This is a genomic window from Rhodococcus sp. NPDC057014 (genome assembly GCF_042673295.1).
GTDB lineage: Bacteria > Actinomycetota > Actinomycetes > Mycobacteriales > Mycobacteriaceae > Rhodococcus_F.
This window is the reverse complement of sequence record NZ_JBHUSF010000141.1, coordinates 1-21,760: the sequence shown is the minus strand read 5'-3', so window position 1 is coordinate 21,760 and position 21,760 is coordinate 1. Positions and strand designations below refer to the sequence as shown.

Genomic DNA, 21,760 nt, shown 5'->3' with positions numbered 1-21,760 from the left:
CACCGTCGCCGCGCACCCGCGCACCATCCGCACACGAACACTGCACAGCCCATGGGAGGGCATCGATGACAAGCCAGAACGGCGGCCGGGCACTCGTCGCGGCCCTCGCCGCACACGGAGTCGACACGGTCTTCGGCATTCCGGGCACCCACAACCTCGCCGTCTACGCCGCCTTGGCCGACTCGCCGATCCGCTCCGTCCTGACGCGGCACGAGCAGGGGGCCGGTTACGCCGCCGACGGCTATGCGCGCGTCACAGGCAGACCCGGCGTGTGCCTGACCACGACCGGCCCCGCCATTCTCAATGCCGCCGCCGCGGCGGCGCAGGCGTGGTCGGATTCGATCCCGGTGCTGTTCATCTCGCCGGCACTGCCGCTCACCCACCCGGGGCGGGGAAACGGCTACCTCCACGAGGTGAAGAATCAGCAGGCGGCGCTCGAGGCGATCGTGGCCTACAGCCACCGGGTGACCAGCGTCGCCGAGATCCCCCACGCGATCGCGTACGCCTTCGCCGCCATGACCTCGGGCCGGCCCCGGCCGGTGCACATCGAGATCCCCGTCGACATCCTCGACGCGGAAGCGGACGTCCGGATCGTGGCCCCGGTGGACGCTGCTCCGCTCGCCGCTCCCCCGCACGCGGTGACGGAGGCGACCCGCCGTCTCACCGCCGCACAGTCTCCCGTGCTGGTCGTGGGCGGCGGCGCCCGGTCGGCGGCCCCGCAGGTCCGCGCCCTCGCCGAACGTCTGTCCGCCCCCGTGCTCACGACGACCAACGGGAAAGGAGTACTCGACGAGGACCACCCGCTGTCGGTGGGAGCCGGCGTTCACCATCCCGCGGTCCGGGCCACGCTCGAGGCGGCCGATTGCGTCGTGGCGATCGGCACCGAGTTCGCACCGTCCGACTTCTGGTACGGCCCGGTGGAACTGGACCACAAGCTGATTCGCGTCGACGTCGATCCGGCGTCGATGACCACGAACGCCGATCCCGCCGTCCGCCTGCTGGGAGATGCCGGGACCGTGGTCGCGCAACTGCTCGACGCCACCACGGTGCGGGAGGATTCCGGCGCCCACGACCGCGCCGCGTCGCTCCGACGTGAATTGCGGGCCGACGCCGCCGCCGAGGGTGCCCCGTGGCTGGAGATGATGGCAGCGATCGCGCCGTTCGTCGACGAATCCACGGTGATCGCCGGGGACAGCACCATGGCCTGCTACTACGGTGCGCTGTCGAATCTCGCGGTGCACCGCCCCGGCGGATTCCTGTACCCGACGGGTCAGGGAACGCTGGGATACGGTCTGCCTGCGGCGATCGGCGCAGCCGTGGCCGACCCGGACGCACGGGTCCTGGCGATCCTCGGCGACGGCGGGGTGATGTTCACGCTCCCCGAACTCGCGACCGCCGCGCACCTCCGGCTTCCGCTGCCCATCGTGGTCGTCGACAACGGCGGCTACGGGGAGATCCGCAACGAGATGGCCGACCGCGGCGACACCGTCCACTCGGTCGCGCTCGGCGGCATCGACTTCCCCGCGGTGGCGCGGGCGATGGGATGTCACGGACGGTCCGTCGAGACCCCCGGAGCGCTGACCGACGCGATCACCGCCGCCTTCGACGCGGACCGCCCCACCCTCCTGCACATCCGCGAGAACAGCAGGGCGACGCAGCCGGAGTGACGGCTACGCTGGTTCGGCCGGGCTCTCGGCTACGGTTTCGGTAGACGAGAAGTCACATCCAAGGAGTTGAGAGCGCGATGCCACGCCCCAGCGTTGAAGCGGAACGTCGAGAACAGATCCTGCAGGCGACGTGCGAGGCCATCGCCGAACTCGGCTTTCGCGCCGTCCGGATCGCCGACGTCGCGGCGAGGGCTGGGGTGAGCAACGGCACGATTCACTACTACTTCGATTCGAAGGATGCGCTGCTGCATGCGGCGTTCCAGTTCAACTTCGAGCATTCGCTGGAACGCCGCCGGTGGATCATGGAGAAGAGCGACGTCCCGCTCGTGCGGCTGCACCGGCTCGTCGAGTCGTATCTTCCCGCCGGGCCGGAGACGATCACGGCGTGGCGGGTGTGGGTGGAATTGTGGGCGTCCGCACTCGGCAACGTCGAACTCCAGGAACTCAACGACACGGTGTACGGAGAATGGCGCGGGGTCGTCCGCGAGACGGTCGAGGCGGGCGTGGAGCAGGGCGCCCTCCGGGTCGACGATCCCGGGGCCGCCACCGACATGCTCCTCGGCCTGCTCGACGGCCTCGCGATACAGGTGCTCACCGGTTCCACCCTGATGACGCCGACGCGGATGCGGGCCGTGTGCGACGACTTCATCGACGCGATCACCGTCGACAAGCACCGGGTCGTGTCGGCGGCCGCCAAGCGCACCGCGAAGTAGCCGTCAGATCGCCCGATGAAGCGGTGATCCCCTCCAGCACAGCCTCTTCCACAACACGGACCGAGCGGTGAGGGGATGTAGTCGTCGTCGGCCGCCGTCCCCTGTTCCACGAGAACTGCATCGTGACCGGAGGACACGATGCAGTTCCCGAGCGTCACGTTCCCGATCCGCAGCGAGGAGAACACGTGGGGAACGAGTTGTGACGACATACTTTTCACCTGTCGACGAGCGCGGCCCGCGGCCCGCGGTCGTAGCCGCCGAGTCCGAGCGGCTGCACGCACGTCTTGGTCAACACGGCATGGAGCGTGCCGGCGACGAGGAACGCCGGAATCGAGGCGGTGGTGTACGGAAAGATCGGGGACGGGATGTAGGTGACCGGATTGAGCAGCAGCGCGTACGTGACCGCGCCGGCGGCCACCGAGGCGAACGCGAAGGCGTTGACACCGCCCCAGTAGCCATAGCAGGAGCGCCCACTGGGGAGGTACAGGTCGCGGATCCGGAGGGCGCCTCTGCGCAGCAGGAAGAAGTCCACGATCTGGACGGCGCACAGTGGCGCGACGAGGATCGCGCCCCAGGACAGGAATCGACCGTAATTGTCGTAGACGGCCGACGGGAAGAAGACCAGGATCGCCGCGGGCCCGAGGATGAACGCCACGAGCACGGGCCACGGTGTGCCACGGAGCAGCTTCCCGCCGCCGCCCTTGAGGGCGACCATGGACGCATATCCCTGGGAGAGGATGGCAGTGACGTTGGCGAAGCCGATGACGATCAGTGCCAGGACACCGAGCACGACTCCCGCGAGGGGAATCATCCACTCCGTCGGATCCTCGATGTTCAGGGCCAGCGCGGCGAAGACACCGACCACGGCGGCGGCCACGGAGGCGGCGAAGAGCCCGAGCCAGTTCGGCCAGAACGCGGCACGCGGACTTCGGGTGAGCCGGGCGAGGTTTCCGACGTTCGGCCACCACGCGAACCCGCCGGCGATGTTCAGCTCGATCGCGACCATGAAACTGGTGTGCGGATCGCTTTCCGGATCGAGCGGCGGCAGACCGGCCAGTTCGGACCACGATCGCTTGGTGAACACCATGACGAGGATCCCGACGATGACGATCACCAGGACCGGTGCGATCACCCGGCACACGGACTCCACCGAGACCGGTCCCCGGGCGAGGACGAGCCAGGACACGCCGACCGCCACCAGTCCCAGCAGGCTCACTGCCGCACCGGTGTGGGAGATCTCGACGCCGAACACGTTGTCGATGACGTTCACCAGGCCGTGCCCGAACATGATGGCCAGAACCGCGGACCAGGCGGCCGCGAAGAGAGTGGACATCACGACCATCACGATTCGGGCGCCGTTGCTGCCGAACACACTTCGCAGTCCGACGAACTGCTCGATGCCGTACTTCGCCGACGGCAGACACGGCGCGAGCGACACGAGGAAGACGCTGATCGCGTAGCCGATGACGATGCTCGCGATCGCCTGCACCGCGCCGACGTAGTACGCAACGGCGGCGCCCTGCAGAAACGCCCAGGTGGCCACGGCCAAGCCGATGTTGACCGCGGAGTAGTCCCAGAAGCCCCAGATCCGCTCCGACGGCACCAACGGCAGTTCGTTCAACGTCGCGTCCGTGCCGCCGGCGCCTGCACTGCCCACTGTCACGGTGCGGTCCTCCCGCTGCCCGTCCAGCATCAGTACGCCCACCACAGCATGACGGTGATCGTCGCGACGATCCCGGCGATCGCCGCCACGACGTCCCGCCACGGAAGGTCGGGCAGGATCATCCCGCCTCCGCCCCGGGATTCCAGTAGGAGCAAGCGCCTCTCGAGTTCCTGTTCGAATGCGTCGTCCACGCGATCCCCATTTCTGATTGACGGGCCAGTTATCATTAGTCTGTGGCACGGGTCACATCGTGTCAACCCTCGAATTCTCGCGCAGGAAAACAGGATTGAGTATTGACTGGCGGGCCGATCAAGAACAGGATGCTGGTCATGACGAACACGAAGGATCACCCGACTGCCCTACCGGCCCGCGTTCGGACCGTCGTGATCGGCGCGGGGTACGCCGGCCTGTCCGCCGCACTCTCGCTACACGACGACCGGATCGACACCGTGATCCTCGAGGGAGCCGACCGCGTCGGCGGGAGGGTGTGCTCGGAGAGGCGGGACGACGTCGTCGTCGACCACGGCGGGCAATGGGTCGGCCCCACCCAGAAGCACCTGCTCGCGCTCGCCGACCGCTTCGGCTGCCCGACCTTCCCCACGTACAACACCGGCGAACACATCGAACTGTGGCCCGACGGCGTCCAGCGGCGCTACACCGGCGCCGGTCCCGACGGCGGCCCCGGCATGGCCGAATACCTGGCCGCCGCCGACCGCATCGACGAACTCGCGAGAACGATCGATCTCGACGACCCCACGAACACCCCGGACATCGAGAGGTGGGACAGCGAGACCGTCCACTCGTACTTCGAGCAAACCGTCGCCGACGAGGACGCCCGTCGACGACTCGCGCTCGCGATCGAGGGTGTGTGGTCGGTCGAACCGCGCGATCTGTCGGTGTTCCATCTGCTGTTCTACGTCGCGTCGGCAGGCGGTTTCGATCAGCTGATGGAAACCGAGGGGTGCGCCCAGGAGCGCCGCTTCCGCGACGGAGCACAGTCGACGGCGCTGGCGGTCGCGGCCCACCTCGGTGACCGGGTCCACCTGGGTACGGCAGTGCGGCACGTCGAGCACACCGCTGACGGAGTACGGATCGAGACCAGCCGGGGAACGATCCTCGCCGACGCCGTCGTCATGGCCCTGCCGCCGTCAGCCACCCAGCGGGTCACGTTCACTCCCCCACTGCCGGTCGCGCGCACACGGTGGGTCGAACGCAGTCCGATGGGCGACGTGGCGAAGGTGCACGCCGTCTTCGACACCCCGTTCTGGCGCGCCGACGGACTCTCGGGGCAGGCCACCGTGTACGGCGACCGCGCCGTCGGAGTCGTCTTCGACAATTCCCCCGAAGATGCCGGACACGGCGTGCTCGTGTGCTTCGTCTACGGTGACCGCCAGCGTTCCTGGTCGGCGCTGTCCGACGAGGACCGCCGCGCGGCGATCCTCGGCACCGTCGTCGAACTCTTCGGCGACCGCGCCGCGTCACCGGTCGACTACACCGAGAAGATCTGGCCGCAGGACCCCTGGGTGCGAGGCGGCTACGCGGCCAGTCCCACCCCCGGAACCTGGTTCGCGCACGGACGAGGGTGGCGTGCTCCCACCGACCGCGTCCACTGGGCGGGCTCGGAGACCGCGAGCATCTGGAACGGCTACATCGACGGAGCCATCTCCTCGGGCGCGCGTGCGGCCGACGAGATCCGGAAGCAATTGTCTTGCTGAGCGAACGGGACGCTCGTCCGATCCGACGCAACGAGCGTCCCGTTCGTCGGGCGCGGCGGACCCTATGATGTAGCGAACCGCGACCGCCCAGCGAAGGAGCCGCGTATGTGCTCGCCCCGCATCATGACTCACGTCTACCGGACCATCGAGAACCGCGCCGCCCCGATGAGTCGGCGGTCGCTGTTCGGAGCGGTGGGCGCCGCAGCACTGGGGGCGGCGGTCGCGCCGGCGACGGCATCGGCTGCACCCGCGTCCGGCGCGTCGATTCTCGATCTCACCCACGTGCTCACACCCGGCTTTCCCGTGTGGCCCGGCGCTCAGCAGTTCGCGATGCGGCCGGTGGCGCGGATCGGTGACGCTGCGACCCCGCTCGGCTCCGTCGGCATAGGCGCTCCCAGCGTGTTCTCCAAGAACGAACTCCGCTACGACGAGCACACCGGCACGCACGTCGACGCGCCGGCGCACGCGAGCGTGAACGGTCTCACCGTCGAGCAAATTCCACCCCGCGACCTGGTGGTACCCCTCGTTGTCGTGGACATCTCGCTGCGGGCGCGGGCCGATAACGACACGCTACTCACCCGGCAGGACGTTCTGGACTGGGAGTCCGATCACGGACCGCTTCCCGATCGCTGCATGGTGGCGATGAACTCGGGGTGGGATGTCCGCGCCGCACAGCCCCCGACGTTCACCAATCAGGACGTCACCGGTGTGCAGCACACCCCCGGGTTCGACCCGGGCGCCGTCGAGTTCCTCGTCCGGGAGCGAGACATCGTCGCGTTGGGAACGGACACCCTCAGTATCGATGCAGGGCGTAGCACCACGTACGGTGCGCATCTCGCGGCGCTCGGCGCCGGAAAGTACGCGGTGGAAGCTCTCGCGAATCTGTCGCAGGTTCCGCCGTCCGGCGCAACCGTCGCGGTCGGCGCCCCCACCCACGCAGGAGGGTCCGGCGGCCCCTGCCGGACCCTCGCGTGGTTCTGACCGTGGCGGTCAGCCCTGGGGCGTGACGCGCAGTACCTGGTCGGTGGAACCGTTGTCCGTGGTGACGAGCAGCGAGCCGTCGGCGGTCGGGGTGACGGACCGGAGTCGGCCGTGCTGATTCTGCAGGCCGAACGTCTGCGCGGTCACCGTCTGCCCGTCCGCGGCCAGCCGCAGGAAGATCAGTTGCTTCGTCTTGAGTCCGCCCATGACGAGGGCGCCGTCCCACGGTCCCCATCCGGCTCCGGTCACGAACGCGCCGCTTCCGGTCGCCAGGGTGCTGCTGCCCGAACTCCACGCCGCGGCAATGGCTCCGGGCACCCGCACCGGGTCCGTCATCGGCACGGTCTCGTCGTAGATGCCGGGAATCCGGTCCGGCCTGTATCCGTAGTTGCCGCCGGCGACCAGGAGATTCACCTCGTCGTCCCGTGACGTTCCCTGGTCGACGGCGTAGACGCGACCCGTTCCCGGCTGTTGAGCGAGACCCTGCGCATTGCGATGGCCGAGGGTGTACACGGGGCTCGCCGGATTCGGATTTCCGGCTGCGGGGGTGCCGTCGGCGTTGATGTGAAGGGTCTTGCCGCCCAGCGAGTTCGGATCCTGCGACACGGTCGGCTGCGCCGTGTCGCCGGTGCCGACGAACAGGGTGCCGTCGGTAGCCGTCAGGATCCGGCAACCGCCGTGACGTCCCTCGTCGACGGGGATCCCGGTCAGGATCGCGGCACCGCGGGTCAGCGTCGTCCAGCCGGCATCGACGGTCCACGACTGGATCCGGATATCGGTGACGCCGCCGCCCTGGAATCCCTGGCACGTGTACAGAGTGCGGGACTGTGCGAAGTTGCTCGCGAGTGCGATACCCATCAGCCCGGTCTCGGACTGTGCGTAGAGGTCGGCGAGATCGGCGGCGACCGGTCCGCTGCTGCCGTCCGCCCGCCGGACGAAGAACCCGCCCGACCGCTGCCCCGTGAGCACCGCGCCGTCCGGTGCCTGCACGGCGTCCCACGGATGGTCGAGTCCCTCGAGGACGGGTGTGACCGTCAGAGCCGGAAGGGTGTCTTCCGTCGGCACTCCCGGGCCGTCGCTGTCCGAGCCGAGACTTCCCGTGTCGAACGGAATGGGTAGCGGCTGAGCGGATGCCTGTGCGGCGGGAAGGCCGATCACGGCCGTGGTGGCGAGAGCAAGGGCAGCGAGCTTCGGTTGACGCACAAGTTCTCCTCGGGTCGTTGACGCGCTACGCGGCAACTATAGGCGCGCCGACGCCCGAAGTTGATCTTGTCGGTCACCTCCGCGCGGCGCACACCAGCGCGAAGCGCCCGTCCGGGTCGGTCCAGACCCGGTCGACGCCGAATCCGGCCTCCGCCAACTCCCGTCGGATGCCGTCGAGGGTGAACTTGGCGGAAATCTCCGTCCTCAGCTGCTCCCCCGCGGCGAACTCGACGTCCAGATCCAGCTCGGCGATACGAATCGACATGGCCCGCTCGGCCTCGAGCCGCATCTCGATCCACTCGTTGCCGGCGTCCCACAGCGCGACGTGCCGGAACTCGTCCACCGGGAAATCCGCGTCGAGCTGCGAGTTGAGTACCTGCAGCACATTGCGGTTGAACTGCGCCGTCACCCCGGCGGCGTCGTCGTATGCGGGAACGAGAACGGTGGGATCGACGACCAGCCCGACACCGAGAAGGAGGTGCTCCGCTGGTTCGAGCACGTCGGCGATGCCGGAGAGGAACTCCGCACGCTCGGCGGGCACCATGTTTCCGAGGGTGCCCCCGAGGAACGCGATCGTGCGGCGACCACCCCGCGGCAGGTGGTGCAGCGACTCGGTGAAGTCGCTGACGACGCCGCGCACGGTGAGGTTCGGGAACTCCGCGCCGATCTGCTCGGCCGCACCCTCGAGCGCGGACACCGACACGTCCTGCGGCACATACGTGTGGAGGGTTCCGCGACGGGTGCCGGCGTCGAGCAGCAGCCGGGTCTTCTCCGAGGAGCCGGATCCGAGTTCCACGAGAATCTCCGGCGCCACCACCTCGGCGATCTCCCCCGAATAACGTCGCAGCAGTTCCCGTTCGGTGCGCGTCGGGAAGTATTCGGGCAACGCGGTGATCTGCTCGAACAGCTCGCTGCCGCGGGCGTCGTAGAAGTATTTGGGCGGCAGCCACTTCGGGTTCGACGTGAGCCCGACGGTAGCGTCCTTGCGGAGGGCGGCCTTCAGCTGTTCGGGCTGCAGGTACACCTCGAGGGTCGGTGTGGTGGTCATCGTGCTCCCATCTCGAGCGGGGTGACGATCAGGTGTCCGGGACGTGCGCTGACGACGTGACGGTCCGGAATCGATTGCCAAGCGGGGTCGTCGTCGTAAGGTTCGGACATCACGATGGCCCGTTCGTCGTCGACGAGCACCGACAGCGAATGATGCCAGGTGGTGGCCCACAGTTCCGTGCCGTTGCCCAGCAGCAGATTCAGGCGCGAGTTCGGGGCGGCAGCGACGACGGACTGGACGAGCGAGGTCATCGCCTTCTCGGGGTCCTGCCCGCCGAGCGCCCGGCGCAGCAGCAGCCACAACGCCGCCGAATCGGTCGGCGCCTCGAGTCGCAGCAGATCGATCGCGGGCAGTTCCGCGGCGAGCCCGGCGAGCGACTCCGGCCACCCGCGCACCACCCCGTTGTGGCTGAACGCCCACGTGTCGTCGCAGAACGGTGCGCAGGCCGTGTGCTGCACGGGCATCCCGACCGTCGCCGACCGGGCGGCGGCCACCACGGCGCGGGAGCGGATGTTCGGCAACATCTCTCGCACGACGGGATCCGACCACAACGGCGCGGCACTGCGGTAGCGGGAGAAGCCGTCCGCACCCCACCACCCGACGCCGAATCCGTCGGCGTTGATGGTTCCGCCGCCCCTCATGTCGCGTGGCGCGTAGGACTGGTGCAGCAGCGAGTTCTCGCCGCAACCGACGAGGTCGGCCACTGATCGTTCCGGTCCCAGATAGCCCAGGTGTCGGCACATCTTAGTAGTCGTCTCCCGGAAGGTCGCGGGCACAGCGGAATCCGGAGAAGATCTGCCTGCGGATCGGGTGGTCCCAGTTGCGGAACGTCCCGCGGCACGCCACCGGATCGGTGCCGAACGAACCGCCGCGCAGCACACGGTAGTCGCCGCCGTAGAACACCTCGGAGTATTCGCGGTACGGGAACGCCGAGAAACCGGGGTAGGGCTCGAACGGCGACGACGTCCACTCCCAGACGTCGCCGATCAACTGGTGCACGCCGAGCGGGGACACCCCCGACGGATATGCCCCGACCACCGCGGGTCCGAGGTGGCGCTGGCCGAGGTTGGCGAGCGATGCATCGGGTTCGCCGTCGCCCCAGGGGAATCGGCGCGACCGTCCGGTGAGCGGATCCCACCGCGCCGCCTTCTCCCATTCCGCTTCGGTCGGCAGCCTCTTGCCTGCCCAGCGTGCGAACGCCTCGGCTTCGAAGAAGCAGACGTGCACCACCGGTTCCTGAGGATGAATCGGCTCGGTGACTCCGAACCTGCGGCGCCACCACGTTCCGCAGCCGTCGTTCTCCCAGAACTGGGGTGCTTCCAGCCCGGCGTCGCGGCGATGCGCCCATCCCCGCTCACTCCACAATTCGGGCCGCGCGTACCCACCGTCGTCCACGAACTCGAGGTAGCGGGCGTTGGTGACGGGAACGGCGTCCATCACGAACGCCGGCACGTGCACCACATGCGCGGACCTCTCGTTGTCGAGCGCCCACGGATCGTCCGACGTTCCCATCGTGAATTCGCCGGCGGGAACGACCACTTCGCCCTCGGTGATCGCCCCACCGACCCGCGGTGCGCTGTCCGCGGTCAGCACCGCTGCACCGGAACGCAGTTGGTGGGTGGCGAGCATCGTTTCGGCGTGCTGCTGCTCGTGTTGCGCGATCATGCCGAACGCGAATCCGTTCTCCTCGAGAGGGCGGCCCCGGAACGTGCTGCCGTCGAGCACGTCCCACGCCTTGTCGCGAACGGTACGGAGGTAATCCCTGGCCTCGTCCGGGTTCAACAGCGGCAGGGAGGGCCGGGAATTCCTCGAATGTTTGAACGCGTCGTACAACTCGTCGATGTCGCTGCGGACGGGTTCGCGGCCGCCGACGTCCCGCACGAGCCACAACTCTTCCTGATTGCCGATGTGCGCGAGATCCCACACGAGCGGGCTCATCAGCGGGGAATGCTGCGCGACGAGGTCTTCCCCGTCGACACAGTCCGTCAACCCGGCGGTACGCTCCCGCGCCCGCGTCAACACCGTCTCGATCTTCTCGCGGGTACCCATCAGCGGTCCTCGCTCGGCGCCTGGCCCCGGCAACATCGTTCGGCGGCGGTGTCGAGCAGCCGGACGAATTCGGGATCGGGCGAGTACGCCGCCGCCAGCGACAGCAGAGCCGTTGCCGCAGCACGCAGTTCGAGGTCGGCCAGGCCGAACTCGGCCGCATCCCGCCAGCGTTCCGCGGTGGGCAGTGCCGCGGCGAGCGCCTCGGCCATGGCCCCCGGACCCGACAGCAGTGCGTCGATCGCCGCGATCGGGACCCGCCACTGGTCGCCCGGTTGCGCGTCGAGGTAGCGCACCTCGAGATGCCCGGCAGCGCGGACGGGCGGAAACAGCGTGGTGAGGTGATAGTCGAGGTCGGCGGACGTCGGACGCCCGATCACGTCGTCCAACGCCCCCTCCACCCAGTCCCCGAAAGTTGCGTCGCCGGGTGCCGTCCAATCCGGTCCGTCGTTGCGGATGCACAGCAACGGCACGTCCAGCACCCAGGCCGCATAGTCCGCGCTGTGCGGGGTTCCGGTGGTCCGCGGCGAATCGAGTTCGAGCCACGTCCGCATCCGCTGCGACGCCCACTGCCCGTCGGGTACCCCGTAGAGCCGCGGTGAACACGCGAACGCCGCAATCATCGCGGGCCCGACCGCATGCAGCAGGTGCCACCGCTTCTCCACCGCAATCGGATCGGCTCCGGCGTCCACGCTGACCTGGGTGGCGGCGGTATTGCACATCATCAACTTGCCGAAGGGCCCGATTCCGGTGAAGCGGGATTCCATGGCGCAGTAGCGCGGTGACTGGAGGAGACGTCGAGCGGGCCTGCGGGTGTCGGCGGCCTCGGACGACATCCGAATCGACCGGGACGACAACAGATCGGCGAGGACGGCCTGATCGGCGGCGAGGTAGTCGCACAATTCCCGTGCGGAGCGATAGGGGGCGCTGGACAGTTCGATCTGTCCGCCGGGTTCGACCGTGACGGCGCTGCCACCGGGAAGGGGCTGGGCAGGAGAGGAGGGATCGATGGTTCTGGGGGTGTGCGGCCCGAGAGCTTCGGCGAGAGCGGCGAGGTCGGGACGCACGTGGTCCGGCAGTTGCGCGGTCAGCCACTCCAATTCCGCGCCGATCAGCTGGGGTGGCCCCAGTTTGAAGCACACACCACCCAGATACGCCTCCGCCGCCGGCCGCGACGTGAGCCACGTTGCTTCGACGGACTGAACTGCAGTAGCCATTCGACCCTCCCCTTCGGGCGCCGCCTGAACGTCGTTATCGACATTAGAGCGACTCGGCCGTCGATGCACGCCTCATCGGCATACTTTTCGACGAACCTCACGGGTACGTTCGAGTCCGAACCGTGAAAGGTCCGTCTGCGACAGAGCGAGGAAAGGGAGGTATCGGACATGCTCGACCTCGAGCAGGCGCGACGGGACACCCCCGGGTGCCTCGACAAGGTGTTCCTGGACAGCGCGGGCTCCTCGCTTCCCCCGGCCCCGGTCCTGGACGCGGTGTTCGCGCACCTGCGCCGGGAGGCGGACGTCGGCGGCTACGTCGCGGCCGCGGAACGAGCCGACGACCTCGCCGCCGTGAAGTCGTCGCTGGGCCGCCTGATCGGGGCGGGCGCCGACAGCATCGCGCTGGTGGACAGCGCCACCACGGCCTGGAACGACTTCTTCCACGCGATCCCGCTCGAGGCCGGTGACCGCGTCCTGATCTCGGAGGTCGAGTACGCCAGCAACGCCATCGCCGTTCTGCAGCGGGCGCGGTCCGTCGGCGCGACGGTCGACGTGATCCCCGGCGACCCCACGGGCCAGATCGACGTCGCCGCCCTCGGGACGCTCCTCGACGACCGGGTCCGTCTCGTGTCCCTCGTCCACGTGCCCACCAACGGCGGCCTGGTCAATCCCGTCCGCGAGGTGACGGAACTGGCGCACGCGCACGGCGCGCTGGTGCTGCTCGACGCGTGCCAGTCCGTCGGCCAGATCGCCCTCGACGTGGTCGAACTGGGCGTCGACGCCCTCTCCGCCACGGGACGCAAATGGCTGCGGGCGCCGCGGGGCACCGGCTTCCTGTACGTCCGGCCGGATCTGGCTGCGACGCTCGAGCCTGCCGCCCTCGACCTGCACAGTGCGGAGTGGACCGCGGCGGGTGCGTACCGCCTCGCGACCGATGCCAGCCGGTTCGAGTTCTGGGAGTGCGACGTCGCAGCCCGCCTCGGACTCGGGGTGGCGGCCGACTATCTCCTCGCTCTCGGAGTGGACGAGGTGGCGGCGGCGGTGGCGGCCGGGGCCGAGCACCTGCGGTCGGGTCTCGCGGCGATCCCCGGGGTCACCGTGCGCGACCTCGGCGCCCGCCGCTGCGGAATCGTCTCGTTCACCGTCGACGGGTTCGACCCCGGCGACGTCAGGAAACAGCTGGCCGCCCGCAACGTCACCGTCACGGCCAGCCTGCGAGGTTCGACGCTGCTGGACATGAGCGCCCGCGGACTGGACGCCGTGGTGCGGGCGTCGCCGCACTATTTCTGCTCCCCGGAGGATCTCGACCGCTTCCTCGCCGAGGTCCGGACGCTCGCGAAGTAGCGCCTCCCGGCACCACGTCCCACTCACCGGGAGATCCACCGACTCGGGTTTTGTAACAGGTTACAGTTTGAGGGTAACCCACGTCACACTACGCCTGTGACCGCCCGAGAGGACTTCCACCCATGGTCGACGCCACACCGATCCGCCCCCGGTCCGCAGCAACCGTCACCGAGTGGGACTACGAGGCCGACGTCGTGATCGCGGGTTACGGCATCGCCGGTGTGTCCGCCGCCATCGAGGCGGCGCGGGCAGGCGCCGACGTCCTGGTCCTCGAGCGCACCAGCGGATGGGGCGGTGCCGCCGCACTCGCCGGCGGCTTCATCTACCTCGGCGGCGGAACGCCCCTGCAGAAGGCGTGCGGATTCGACGACTCCGTCGAGAACATGAAGACGTTCATGATGGCGGCGCTCGGCCCGGGCGCCGACGAGGAGAAGATCACCGACTACTGCGAGGGCAGTGTCGAGCACTACAACTGGCTCGTCGACTGCGGGGTCCCGTTCAAGGAGAGCTTCTGGGGCGAACCCGGCTGGGAGCCCCCGTTCGACGACGGGCTCATGTACTCCGGCGGCGAGAACGCGGCGCCGTTCAACGAGATCGCCACCCCCGCGCCGCGCGGGCACGTTCCGCAGATGGACGGCAAGCGGACCGGCGAGAAGGGCGGCGGCTACATGCTGATGAAGCCGCTCGTCGAGACCGCCGAAAAGCTCGGGGTCCGAGCCGAATACGACATGCGCGTCCAGACGCTCGTCGCCGACGACACCGGACGCGTCGTCGGGATCGTCGCCAAACAGTACGGCAAGGAGGTGGCCGTGCGGGCGCGTCGCGGCGTCGTCCTCGCGACCGGCAGCTTCGCGTACAACGACAAGATGATCGAGGCCCACGCACCGCGGCTCATCGGCCGCCCCGGCGCCGCCATCGAGGAGCACGACGGGCGCTCGATCCTCATGGCGCAGGCCCTCGGCGCCGACCTCGCCCACATGGACGCCACCGAGGTCGCGTTCCTCTGCGACCCCCAGTTGGTCGTCCGCGGCATCCTCGTCAACGGCCGGGGCCAGCGCTACGTCCCGGAGGACACGTACTCCGGTCGCATCGGCCAGATGACCCTGTTCCACCAGGACAACCAGGCGTTCCTCGTCATCGACGAGGCGTCCTACGAGGAGGGCGCGGCCGCGACCACGGCGACGCCGTTCCTGCGCGCCCAGCCGAAGTGGGCGGCGGAGACCGTCGAGGAACTCGAATCCGACATGGGCCTGCCCGCAGGTGCACTCCAGTCGACCGTGGAGGTGTACAACGAGCACGCCGCCGAAGGGTCGGACCCGTTGCTGCACAAGAAGTCCGAGTGGGTGAAGCCGATCGGATCCCCCGTCGCCGCCCTCGACCTGCGCGGGTTCACGCTCGGCTTCACCCTCGGCGGCCTGCGGACGACCGTGAACTCCGAGGTCCTGCACGTCTCCGGTGAACCCATTCCCGGCCTCTTCGCGGCGGGACGGTGCACGTCCGGGGTGTGCGCGGGCGGCTACGCGAGCGGCACCTCCCTCGGCGACGGCAGCTTCTACGGCCGCCGCGCCGGCATCAGTGCGGCGAAGCAGGCCTGACCGGACCTACCCGACGCGCCGGACCGTCACCCCGGCCGCGAACCGGTACGGCTGGGTGCTCAGGACCGCGCCGAGACTCTTGCGCAGACGCGAGACCTCGGCGCGGACCGCCACCACGTGGTCGCGGTCGCCGAACAACGCGTCGCTCAGCGAGGCGGCGTCGACCCCCGCCGTTCCCGCCGCCGACAGCACCCGCAGGATCTGGGCGTGCCGCGGCGAGAGCGCCCGCGTCCAGTTGACGTCGCCCCGGACCGTCACCTGCGGCGCATCACCGAGGTCGAGTTCCAGTTCGATGGCCGCCCCGTCGACGCGCCGGCGCACCAGCCAGCCGTCGCCGAGCGGTTCGGGCACGCACAGCCCGAGCCCCGGGACGAGCAGCGGCTTGTCGAGACTCGGCGGCGTGACCCGCTCCGGCGCCGCGATGCCACTGGCCTCCGCGACCCACCCGTGCTTGTCGACGACCAGCGCCGGCCCTCCCGCGGACGCGAGCAGCGGTGCCGCCCGGCCACGCAGCCTGTCCAGTTGCGCGGTGTGCTCACGCCACAATGTCGCCTCGGCCAGTCGCACCGCGGTACGGACCAGCGCGACGGTGGTCGGGTGGACCGACATCGCCGACCCGCTGATGTCGACCACGCCGAGGATCTCGCCGGTGCGGGGGTCGTGCACCGGCGACCCGGTGCAGGACCAGCCGTGGTGCGTGGGCGCGTAGTGTTCGGCCGAGAAGAGTTGCACCGCAGCATCTTCGATCAGCGCCGTGCCGATCGCGTTGGTACCGACGGCCTGTTCGGCCCAGCGCGCACCCTCCGTGAACCCGAGCGCGTCGGCCGCCTTCCGGACGCCGCGAGAACCCTCCCGCCACAACAGGACACCGTCGGCGTCGGCGATGACGACGATGAAATTCGCGTCCTCCGCGACCTGCGTCAGCGTGCTGCGCAATTCCGGGAGCACGGTACGCAGCGCCGTGCGGGTGCGCCGCGCCTCGATCTCGGAGAAGTCGGCGGGCTCCACGTCGGCGCAGTGATCCGGGCTCACACCCCCCGCCTGCAGGCGGGACCACGACCGCGCCACCACGTCCCGCGGAAGCGCCGGCGGGCGCTGCCCGGACAGCACGGCGTCGTGCACCCGGCTGAGCAGCCGCGCATGTCGCGGCAGGTCGACACCGGTTGCCACTGCGGTCAGCCGGTCGGCGGTCGGACGTTCAGCGCTCACACGCCGAGGCTACCCCCGGCGTTGTGAGCCACACCACTACCTGCCGCCGGACCGGCGCGGTCGCACCACCCGCCCGAGGGCACCCGATTAGCAGGTCAGCGGGCCATCCGGTAGAGTTCCATAAGTTGTCTCGGCGAGGGTGAACCAGAAAGTTCCAATTGGCTGGCTCACCGTGATCGACGCGGCTACGGCTCTGCTCGAGCGTTTCGCTCCTGGCCGTCGCGCGTTCGTCCCTCGCCGACTCGAACCGCCCGCCAGTTACCACCGTGAGTTGTAGGAGCCGTTTCACCATGTCTGACGAAAATCGCCTCGTAGCCGCCGTGCGCACCGAGTTCGGCAAGGGCGCCGCCCGCCGCGCGCGCCGCGACGGCCAGGTCCCCGCGGTCCTGTACGGCCACGGTGAGGACCCCCGCCACCTGAACGTGCCCTCCCGCGACTTCGCCGCCATCCTGCGCGCGCACGGCACCAACGCCATCCTGACGCTCGACATCGACGGCAAGGAGCAGGTCGCGCTCACCAAGTCGGTCGTGGTTCACCCGATCCGCAACTACATCGAGCACGCCGACCTCCTCGTCATCAAGAAGGGCGAGAAGGTCACCGTCGACGTCCCCGTCGTCGTCACCGGTGAGGCCGCTTCCGGCACCCTGGTCGCGCAGGACGCCGCCACCGTCTCCCTCGAAGCGGACGCGCTGCACATCCCCGAGCAGATCGAGGTTTCGGTCGAGGGCCTCGAGATCGGCACCCAGATCCTGGCCAACCAGCTCGAGCTGCCCAAGGGTTCGACCCTGCAGGCCGACGAGGAACTGCTCATCGTGAACGTCGTCGCGGCCCCGACCGCTGCCGACCTCGAAGAGGAGACCGGCGAAGCCGCGGCCGAGACCGCCGAGGCTCCGGCCGAAGAGGGCGCCGAGAGCTGATCCTCTCGCAACCGCACTGATGTCGGCGGCGCGTCGTCCCGGATTGTCCCGGGGTGACGCGCCGCTGTCGTCTGACACGACCCCCTCACGCACGGAAGGACCCTGTCGGTGAGTGAAGACACCGCCCTGGTGGTGGGTCTGGGCAACCCCGGACCGCAGTACGAGAAGACCCGGCACAACGTCGGCTTCATGGTGGCCGGCGTGCTCTGCGCGCGCATGGGTGGCAAGTTCAGCGCGCACAAGAAGAGCGGCGCCGAGATCGTCCAGGGACGGCTCGAGGGCCGTCCGACGATCCTCGCCAAGCCGCGGTCGTTCATGAACCTGTCCGGTTCCGCCGTCGCCGGGCTGGCCAGGTTCTTCTCCGTCGACCCGGGCAACATCGTCGTCATCCACGACGAACTCGACCTCGATTTCGGGACCATCCGCCTCAAGCAGGGCGGCGGCGAGGGCGGGCACAACGGACTGCGGTCCATCTCGCAGTCGCTCGGCACCAAGGACTATCTGCGCACCCGCGTCGGGATCGGCCGTCCCCCCGGGCGGATGGATCCGGCGTCGTACGTGCTCAAGCCGTTCTCGTCGGTGGAACGCAAGGAACTCGACCTCGTCTGCGAGGAATCCGCGGACGCCGTCGAACTGGTCCTGCGCGTGGGGCTCGAGGCCGCGCAGAACCGCCTGCACTGACAGGCGCTCCGCGCCCGTGAGTGGTTAACGAGTCTCTGGACTCTCCAACCACGCACGAGCGCGAAGCGCCTACCCCACCAGGTTCGCGGACGTGGCGCGGCGGAGTTTGCCCGACGACGTCTTGGGGATGCTGCCGGGGCCGAGGACGGCGACGGTGCGGGGTCGCACACCGACCTCGGAGAACACGGCGTGCACGACCTCGTGCTCGATGCGCTTGACCGTCTCGGGGTCCTGGTAGTCGTTGGTCTCGACCGCGACGGCGAAGCTTTCCCGCTTCTGCCCGGCGTCGAGGCGTACGGCCACCGCGTTGCCGGGGCGCACTCCGGCGACCGTGCCGGCGGCCCGTTCGATGTCGGTCGGGTAGATGTTGCGGCCGCCCATGATGATGACGTCCTTGACGCGACCGCACACGACGACGAGGCCCTCTTCGGTGAAGTAGCCGACGTCGCCGGTGTTCAGCCAGCCGTCCGCGTCCTGCGCGGGCTTGTGCCCGTCGAGGGTGATGTATCCGGGGGTGACGGCCTTGCCGCGGACCTCGATGATGCCGACACCGCGGGTCGGGAGCAGTTCCCCCTCGCTGTCGACGACGCGTCCCTCGAGGTTCGGCACCATTTTCCCGAGGGTGGCGAGGGCGCGCGCGTTCGGCTTGTTCGACGGGACGGCACGCTGCATCGCCTCGAGCAGGTCCGGGTCGACACGGTCGAGGACCTGCCCCTGGTCCGGATCGGGGATGGAGACGGCGAGGGTGGTCTCCGCCATCCCGTAGACGGGGGCGAGCGCGGACGGGTTCAGCCCGAACCGGGCGCCTGCCTCGGCGAGCGCGTTCATGGTGTCGGGGTCCACGGGTTCGGCGCCGTTCCACATGTACCGGACGGTGCTGAGATCGACGGCGCCGTCTTCCGCCTGCTTGAGGCGGCGGGCCAGCAGGGAGTAGGCGAAGTTGGGGGCGGCCGTCACGGTGCCCTTGTACTTGCCCATCAGTTCCGCCCACAGCAGCGGCGTGCGGAGGAAGTCCATCGGGGTGATGCTCACGACCTCCGCGCCGACCTGCATCGGCACGCTGAGGAACCCGACCATCCCCATGTCGTGGAACAGCGGCAGCCAGCTGATCATCACGTCGTCCTCGATGGAGAACTTGATGCGGTCGATCATGGCGTAGGCGTTGGTGTAGAAGTTCTCGTGCGTGATCTGCACGGCCTTGGGCGAACCGGTGGAACCCGACGTGAGTTGCTGCAGGGCGATGTCGCTCTCGAACGTCTCGACCGGGTCGATGGGTGTGCCCTCGTTCAGCTCGGCCACCGTCACGACGGTAATGCCGCGTTCCTCGAGCAGCGGCTTGGCGGCGTCGAACGGCGCACCGAGGATGACGGCCTTCGCCTGAATCATGGTGATGACGGTCTCGGTGTCCTTGGCCCACACCGCCAGGTCGGTCCGCGGCGTCGGCTGATGCAGCATGGTGACGGACGCGCCACGCATCCAGGTGGCCTGGCAGGAGGGCGCGATGTCGACGGGCTGACCGGCGAGGATGCCGATGGCGTCGCCGTGGCCGATACCTGTCTCGGCCAGTGCGCCCGCCATGCGGCGCGCGGCCTTGTGGATCTCACCCCACGGCTGCCGCAGTGGCGCGTCGGGCTCACCCGTGTTGAGACCGCGGGTGCTGCTCGCCGCGGTCGCGTACATCTCGTCGGTGAACTTGCTCACTGTCTTCCTCCTGCACATACGGGTGTCCGAACGCAGAAACGGTGAACTCCGGAGCGCCCCGACGACTCACTGTGTAATACGTGACCGGCCTCCGATCGTTACTCGTCCCTGGATGTGCGGCCGTGGATGTGACTGTGCTGCGAGTTCGTCTTCGGCACCCGAGTAACCTGGTATGCGGCCACACGGCCTTCCCGCACGCATTCCGTCCCCCGAGAGGTTCTTCGTTGACTACCCCGTCCGACTCGGCCGACATCATTCCAGCCGAGGCGGCGCCTGCCGCCGCGTCCGGCTCATCGGACGCGAAATCCGAGGCATCCGCCTCACCGGAGGGGAAATCCGAGAAGGGTGTCCGGGCCGAGGCGTCGCGTCGCCGCACGTTCGCCGTGATCTCGCATCCCGACGCCGGTAAGTCGACGCTGACGGAGGCGCTCGCGCTGCACGCGAAGGTCATCTCCGAGGCCGGCGCCGTCCACGGCAAGGCGGGCCGCAAGTCGACGGTGTCCGACTGGATGGAGATGGAGAAGGCCCGCGGCATCTCGGTCAGCTCCACCGCCCTGCAGTTCAACTACCGCTCCACCGAGGCGTCGGCGGACGAGCCCGTCGACAACGTGATCAACCTGGTGGACACGCCCGGCCACTCCGACTTCTCCGAGGACACGTACCGCGTCCTGACCGCGGTCGACGCCGCCGTCATGCTGATCGACGCCGCGAAGGGTCTCGAACCGCAGACGCTGAAGCTGTTCCAGGTGTGCCGTCACCGCGGAATCCCGGTGATCACCGTCATCAACAAGTGGGACCGGCCCGGCCAGACGCCGCTGGAGCTTCTCGACGAGATCCAGGAACGCATCGGGCTCACCCCCACTCCCCTGTACTGGCCCGTCGGGATCGCCGGCGATTTCCGGGGCCTGCTCCGGCGCGGCGAGGACGGCGCCCCGCGGGAGTACATCCGGTTCACGCGCACCGCCGGCGGCGCGAAGATCGCCCCCGAAGAGGTCATGGACGCCGACGCCGCCCTCGCGAAGGAGGGCTCCGAGTGGGAGACCGCCGCGGAGGAGAGCGAACTGCTGTCGGCCACCGGTCAGGACCACGACCAGGAGCTGTTCCTCGGCGGTCAGACGTCGCCGGTGATCTTCGCGTCGGCGATGCTCAACTTCGGTGTCCGCCAGATCCTCGACACGCTCGTCGAGCTGGCGCCGCCGCCGCGCGCCCGGGAGGACGTCGACGGCACCCCCCGCGACGTCACGGACCCGTTCAGCGCGGTCGTGTTCAAGGTCCAGGCCGGCATGGACACCGCGCACCGCGACCGGCTGGCGTTCATGCGCATCGTGTCGGGTGTCTTCGAGCGCGGCATGGTGGTCACCCACGCGCAGACCGGTAAGCCGTTCACGACGAAATACGCGCAGACCGTGTTCGGCCGTGAGCGTTCGACCGTCGAATCCGCGTACCCGGGCGACGTGGTGGGACTCGTCAACGCCACCGCACTCGCCCCGGGCCATACCCTGTTCTTCGAGAAGAAGGTGGAGTTCCCGCCGATCCCGTCGTTCGCGCCGGAGCACTTCTCCATCCTGCGGGCCGAGAGCGCGGGCAAGTACAAGCAGTTCCGGCGGGCCGTGGATCAGCTCGATTCCGAGGGTGTCGTGCAGATCCTCCGCAACGACCTCCGCGGCGACGCCTCGCCCGTGATGGCCGCCGTCGGCCCCATGCAGTTCGAGGTGGTCGCGGCGCGGATGAAGGCCGAGTTCAACGTCGAGGCCCGGATGGAACCGCTGGGCTACGCGTTGGCGCGGCGCACCGACGCCGAATCGGCCGACGAGCTGAACCGTCAGCGCGGTGTCGAGGTGTTCACCCGGTCGGACGGGGTGATGCTGGCCCTCGTCAGCGACAAGTGGCGGTTGCAGTACATCCAGAAGGAGCTGCCCGACCTCACGCTCGAGCCGCTCGTGGCCGCCGCCGACTAGTCCAGACGCGCTTCGGCCATCGGCGGGTCCGCCGACCCGCCGATGATCGAAGACGCTACTGCGCCAGCACCTTCCGGCCCGCTGCCAGGATCTGCTCCAATG

Annotated in this window: 18 protein-coding genes; 9 read left to right on the top strand and 9 right to left on the bottom strand. The window is 69.1% G+C overall.

The genetic code is table 11. The annotated features are described in order from the left end of the window. Positions 1 to 65 precede the first annotated feature (65 nt). A complete protein-coding gene (locus ACFTZB_RS25015; protein ID WP_378435092.1) occupies positions 66 to 1,667 on the top strand; it encodes a thiamine pyrophosphate-binding protein in 1,602 nt (533 codons plus the stop codon). Positions 1,668 to 1,744: 77 nt separating this feature from the next. Beyond that, on the top strand, positions 1,745 to 2,380 hold the full coding sequence (locus tag ACFTZB_RS25010; RefSeq protein WP_378435090.1) for a TetR/AcrR family transcriptional regulator: 636 nt from the start codon (positions 1,745 to 1,747) through the stop codon (positions 2,378 to 2,380). A gap of 214 nt (positions 2,381 to 2,594) precedes the next feature. Here the strand turns inward: ACFTZB_RS25010 and ACFTZB_RS25005 are convergent, their stop codons facing one another. Together ACFTZB_RS25005 and ACFTZB_RS25000 are read right to left on the bottom strand one after the other, a co-directional pair. After that, entirely contained in the window at positions 2,595 to 4,073 is a 1,479-nt protein-coding gene (locus ACFTZB_RS25005) for a cytosine permease (RefSeq protein ID WP_378435094.1), read from the bottom strand. Continuing rightward, on the bottom strand, positions 4,073 to 4,234 hold the full coding sequence (locus ACFTZB_RS25000) for a hypothetical protein (RefSeq protein WP_378435088.1): 162 nt from the start codon (positions 4,232 to 4,234) through the stop codon (positions 4,073 to 4,075). The genes ACFTZB_RS25005 and ACFTZB_RS25000 overlap by 1 nt, the downstream gene beginning before the upstream one ends. 129 nt (positions 4,235 to 4,363) lie before the next feature. Here ACFTZB_RS25000 and ACFTZB_RS24995 point away from each other — a divergent pair, with 129 nt between their 5' ends. Both ACFTZB_RS24995 and ACFTZB_RS24990 read left to right on the top strand, forming a co-directional pair. Beyond that, the gene (locus ACFTZB_RS24995; protein WP_378435086.1) at positions 4,364 to 5,758 is read left to right on the top strand and encodes a flavin monoamine oxidase family protein; all 1,395 of its coding nucleotides are present in this window, start codon (positions 4,364 to 4,366) and stop codon (positions 5,756 to 5,758) included. Positions 5,759 to 5,863: 105 nt separating this feature from the next. Then, positions 5,864 to 6,739 (top strand): cyclase family protein, encoded by an 876-nt coding sequence (locus ACFTZB_RS24990; protein WP_378435084.1) that lies wholly within the window; start codon positions 5,864 to 5,866, stop codon positions 6,737 to 6,739. A gap of 9 nt (positions 6,740 to 6,748) precedes the next feature. Here the strand turns inward: ACFTZB_RS24990 and ACFTZB_RS24985 are convergent, their stop codons facing one another. The 5 genes from ACFTZB_RS24985 to egtA all read right to left on the bottom strand — a co-directional run bounded on the left by ACFTZB_RS24985 (position 6,749) and on the right by egtA (position 12,253). Beyond that, entirely contained in the window at positions 6,749 to 7,942 is a 1,194-nt protein-coding gene (locus ACFTZB_RS24985) for a PQQ-dependent sugar dehydrogenase (RefSeq protein WP_378435082.1), read from the bottom strand. A gap of 73 nt (positions 7,943 to 8,015) precedes the next feature. Then, positions 8,016 to 8,990, bottom strand: a complete 975-nt coding sequence (gene egtD, locus ACFTZB_RS24980) for an L-histidine N(alpha)-methyltransferase (RefSeq protein WP_378435080.1) — start codon at positions 8,988 to 8,990, stop codon at positions 8,016 to 8,018. Beyond that, complete coding sequence (egtC, locus tag ACFTZB_RS24975; RefSeq protein WP_378435077.1) at positions 8,987 to 9,733, bottom strand: ergothioneine biosynthesis protein EgtC; 747 nt, start codon at positions 9,731 to 9,733, stop codon at positions 8,987 to 8,989. The genes egtD and egtC overlap by 4 nt, the downstream gene beginning before the upstream one ends. A gap of 1 nt (position 9,734) precedes the next feature. Then, positions 9,735 to 11,039, bottom strand: coding sequence for an ergothioneine biosynthesis protein EgtB (egtB, locus tag ACFTZB_RS24970; RefSeq protein WP_378435075.1), 1,305 nt, complete (start codon positions 11,037 to 11,039; stop codon positions 9,735 to 9,737). Beyond that, entirely contained in the window at positions 11,039 to 12,253 is a 1,215-nt protein-coding gene (gene egtA / locus ACFTZB_RS24965; RefSeq protein WP_378435073.1) for an ergothioneine biosynthesis glutamate--cysteine ligase EgtA, read from the bottom strand. Before egtA ends, egtB begins: the two co-directional genes overlap by 1 nt. A 168-nt stretch (positions 12,254 to 12,421) precedes the next feature. Between egtA and ACFTZB_RS24960 the strand changes: the two genes are divergently transcribed. Together ACFTZB_RS24960 and ACFTZB_RS24955 are read left to right on the top strand one after the other, a co-directional pair. After that, positions 12,422 to 13,597: an aminotransferase class V-fold PLP-dependent enzyme gene (locus ACFTZB_RS24960; RefSeq protein WP_378435071.1), complete on the top strand. Its 1,176-nt coding sequence runs from the start codon at positions 12,422 to 12,424 to the stop codon at positions 13,595 to 13,597. Between the two features lie 122 nt (positions 13,598 to 13,719). After that, positions 13,720 to 15,192 carry an FAD-dependent oxidoreductase gene (locus ACFTZB_RS24955; RefSeq protein ID WP_378435069.1) on the top strand — a complete coding sequence of 491 codons (1,473 nt, stop codon included), beginning with the start codon at positions 13,720 to 13,722 and terminating at the stop codon, positions 15,190 to 15,192. Positions 15,193 to 15,198: 6 nt separating this feature from the next. Here the strand turns inward: ACFTZB_RS24955 and ACFTZB_RS24950 are convergent, their stop codons facing one another. Further along, positions 15,199 to 16,401: a GAF domain-containing protein gene (locus tag ACFTZB_RS24950; RefSeq protein ID WP_378435067.1), complete on the bottom strand. Its 1,203-nt coding sequence runs from the start codon at positions 16,399 to 16,401 to the stop codon at positions 15,199 to 15,201. Positions 16,402 to 16,691: 290 nt separating this feature from the next. Between ACFTZB_RS24950 and ACFTZB_RS24945 the strand changes: the two genes are divergently transcribed. Further along, positions 16,692 to 17,318 carry a 50S ribosomal protein L25/general stress protein Ctc gene (locus ACFTZB_RS24945; RefSeq protein WP_378435064.1) on the top strand — a complete coding sequence of 209 codons (627 nt, stop codon included), beginning with the start codon at positions 16,692 to 16,694 and terminating at the stop codon, positions 17,316 to 17,318. A gap of 108 nt (positions 17,319 to 17,426) precedes the next feature. Beyond that, entirely contained in the window at positions 17,427 to 17,999 is a 573-nt protein-coding gene (gene pth / locus ACFTZB_RS24940; protein ID WP_378435062.1) for an aminoacyl-tRNA hydrolase, read from the top strand. A gap of 69 nt (positions 18,000 to 18,068) precedes the next feature. On the opposite strand, the gene ACFTZB_RS24935 is transcribed toward pth, so the two are convergent. Continuing rightward, complete coding sequence (locus ACFTZB_RS24935) at positions 18,069 to 19,700, bottom strand: fatty acyl-AMP ligase (RefSeq protein ID WP_378435060.1); 1,632 nt, start codon at positions 19,698 to 19,700, stop codon at positions 18,069 to 18,071. 224 nt (positions 19,701 to 19,924) lie between these two features. Here ACFTZB_RS24935 and ACFTZB_RS24930 point away from each other — a divergent pair, with 224 nt between their 5' ends. Then, positions 19,925 to 21,658 carry a peptide chain release factor 3 gene (locus ACFTZB_RS24930; protein WP_378435058.1) on the top strand — a complete coding sequence of 578 codons (1,734 nt, stop codon included), beginning with the start codon at positions 19,925 to 19,927 and terminating at the stop codon, positions 21,656 to 21,658. Positions 21,659 to 21,760: the final 102 nt, after the last annotated feature.

Bases quoted from the DNA above. Each gene is read 5' to 3' on its own strand.
- ACFTZB_RS24995 (WP_378435086.1), top strand. From the start codon at position 4,364: ATGCTGGTCATGACGAACACGAAGGATCACCCGACTGCCCTACCGGCC.
- ACFTZB_RS24955 (WP_378435069.1), top strand. From the start codon at position 13,720: ATGGTCGACGCCACACCGATCCGCCCCCGGTCCGCAGCAACCGTCACC.
- ACFTZB_RS24960 (WP_378435071.1), top strand. From the start codon at position 12,422: ATGCTCGACCTCGAGCAGGCGCGACGGGACACCCCCGGGTGCCTCGAC.
- ACFTZB_RS25005 (WP_378435094.1), bottom strand. From the start codon at position 4,073: ATGCTGGACGGGCAGCGGGAGGACCGCACCGTGACAGTGGGCAGTGCA.
- ACFTZB_RS24990 (WP_378435084.1), top strand. From the start codon at position 5,864: ATGTGCTCGCCCCGCATCATGACTCACGTCTACCGGACCATCGAGAAC.
- ACFTZB_RS24945 (WP_378435064.1), top strand. From the start codon at position 16,692: ATGTCTGACGAAAATCGCCTCGTAGCCGCCGTGCGCACCGAGTTCGGC.
- egtB (WP_378435075.1), bottom strand. From the start codon at position 11,039: ATGGGTACCCGCGAGAAGATCGAGACGGTGTTGACGCGGGCGCGGGAG.
- egtD (WP_378435080.1), bottom strand. From the start codon at position 8,990: ATGACCACCACACCGACCCTCGAGGTGTACCTGCAGCCCGAACAGCTG.
- ACFTZB_RS25010 (WP_378435090.1), top strand. From the start codon at position 1,745: ATGCCACGCCCCAGCGTTGAAGCGGAACGTCGAGAACAGATCCTGCAG.
- egtA (WP_378435073.1), bottom strand. From the start codon at position 12,253: ATGGCTACTGCAGTTCAGTCCGTCGAAGCAACGTGGCTCACGTCGCGG.
- egtC (WP_378435077.1), bottom strand. From the start codon at position 9,733: ATGTGCCGACACCTGGGCTATCTGGGACCGGAACGATCAGTGGCCGAC.
- ACFTZB_RS25015 (WP_378435092.1), top strand. From the start codon at position 66: ATGACAAGCCAGAACGGCGGCCGGGCACTCGTCGCGGCCCTCGCCGCA.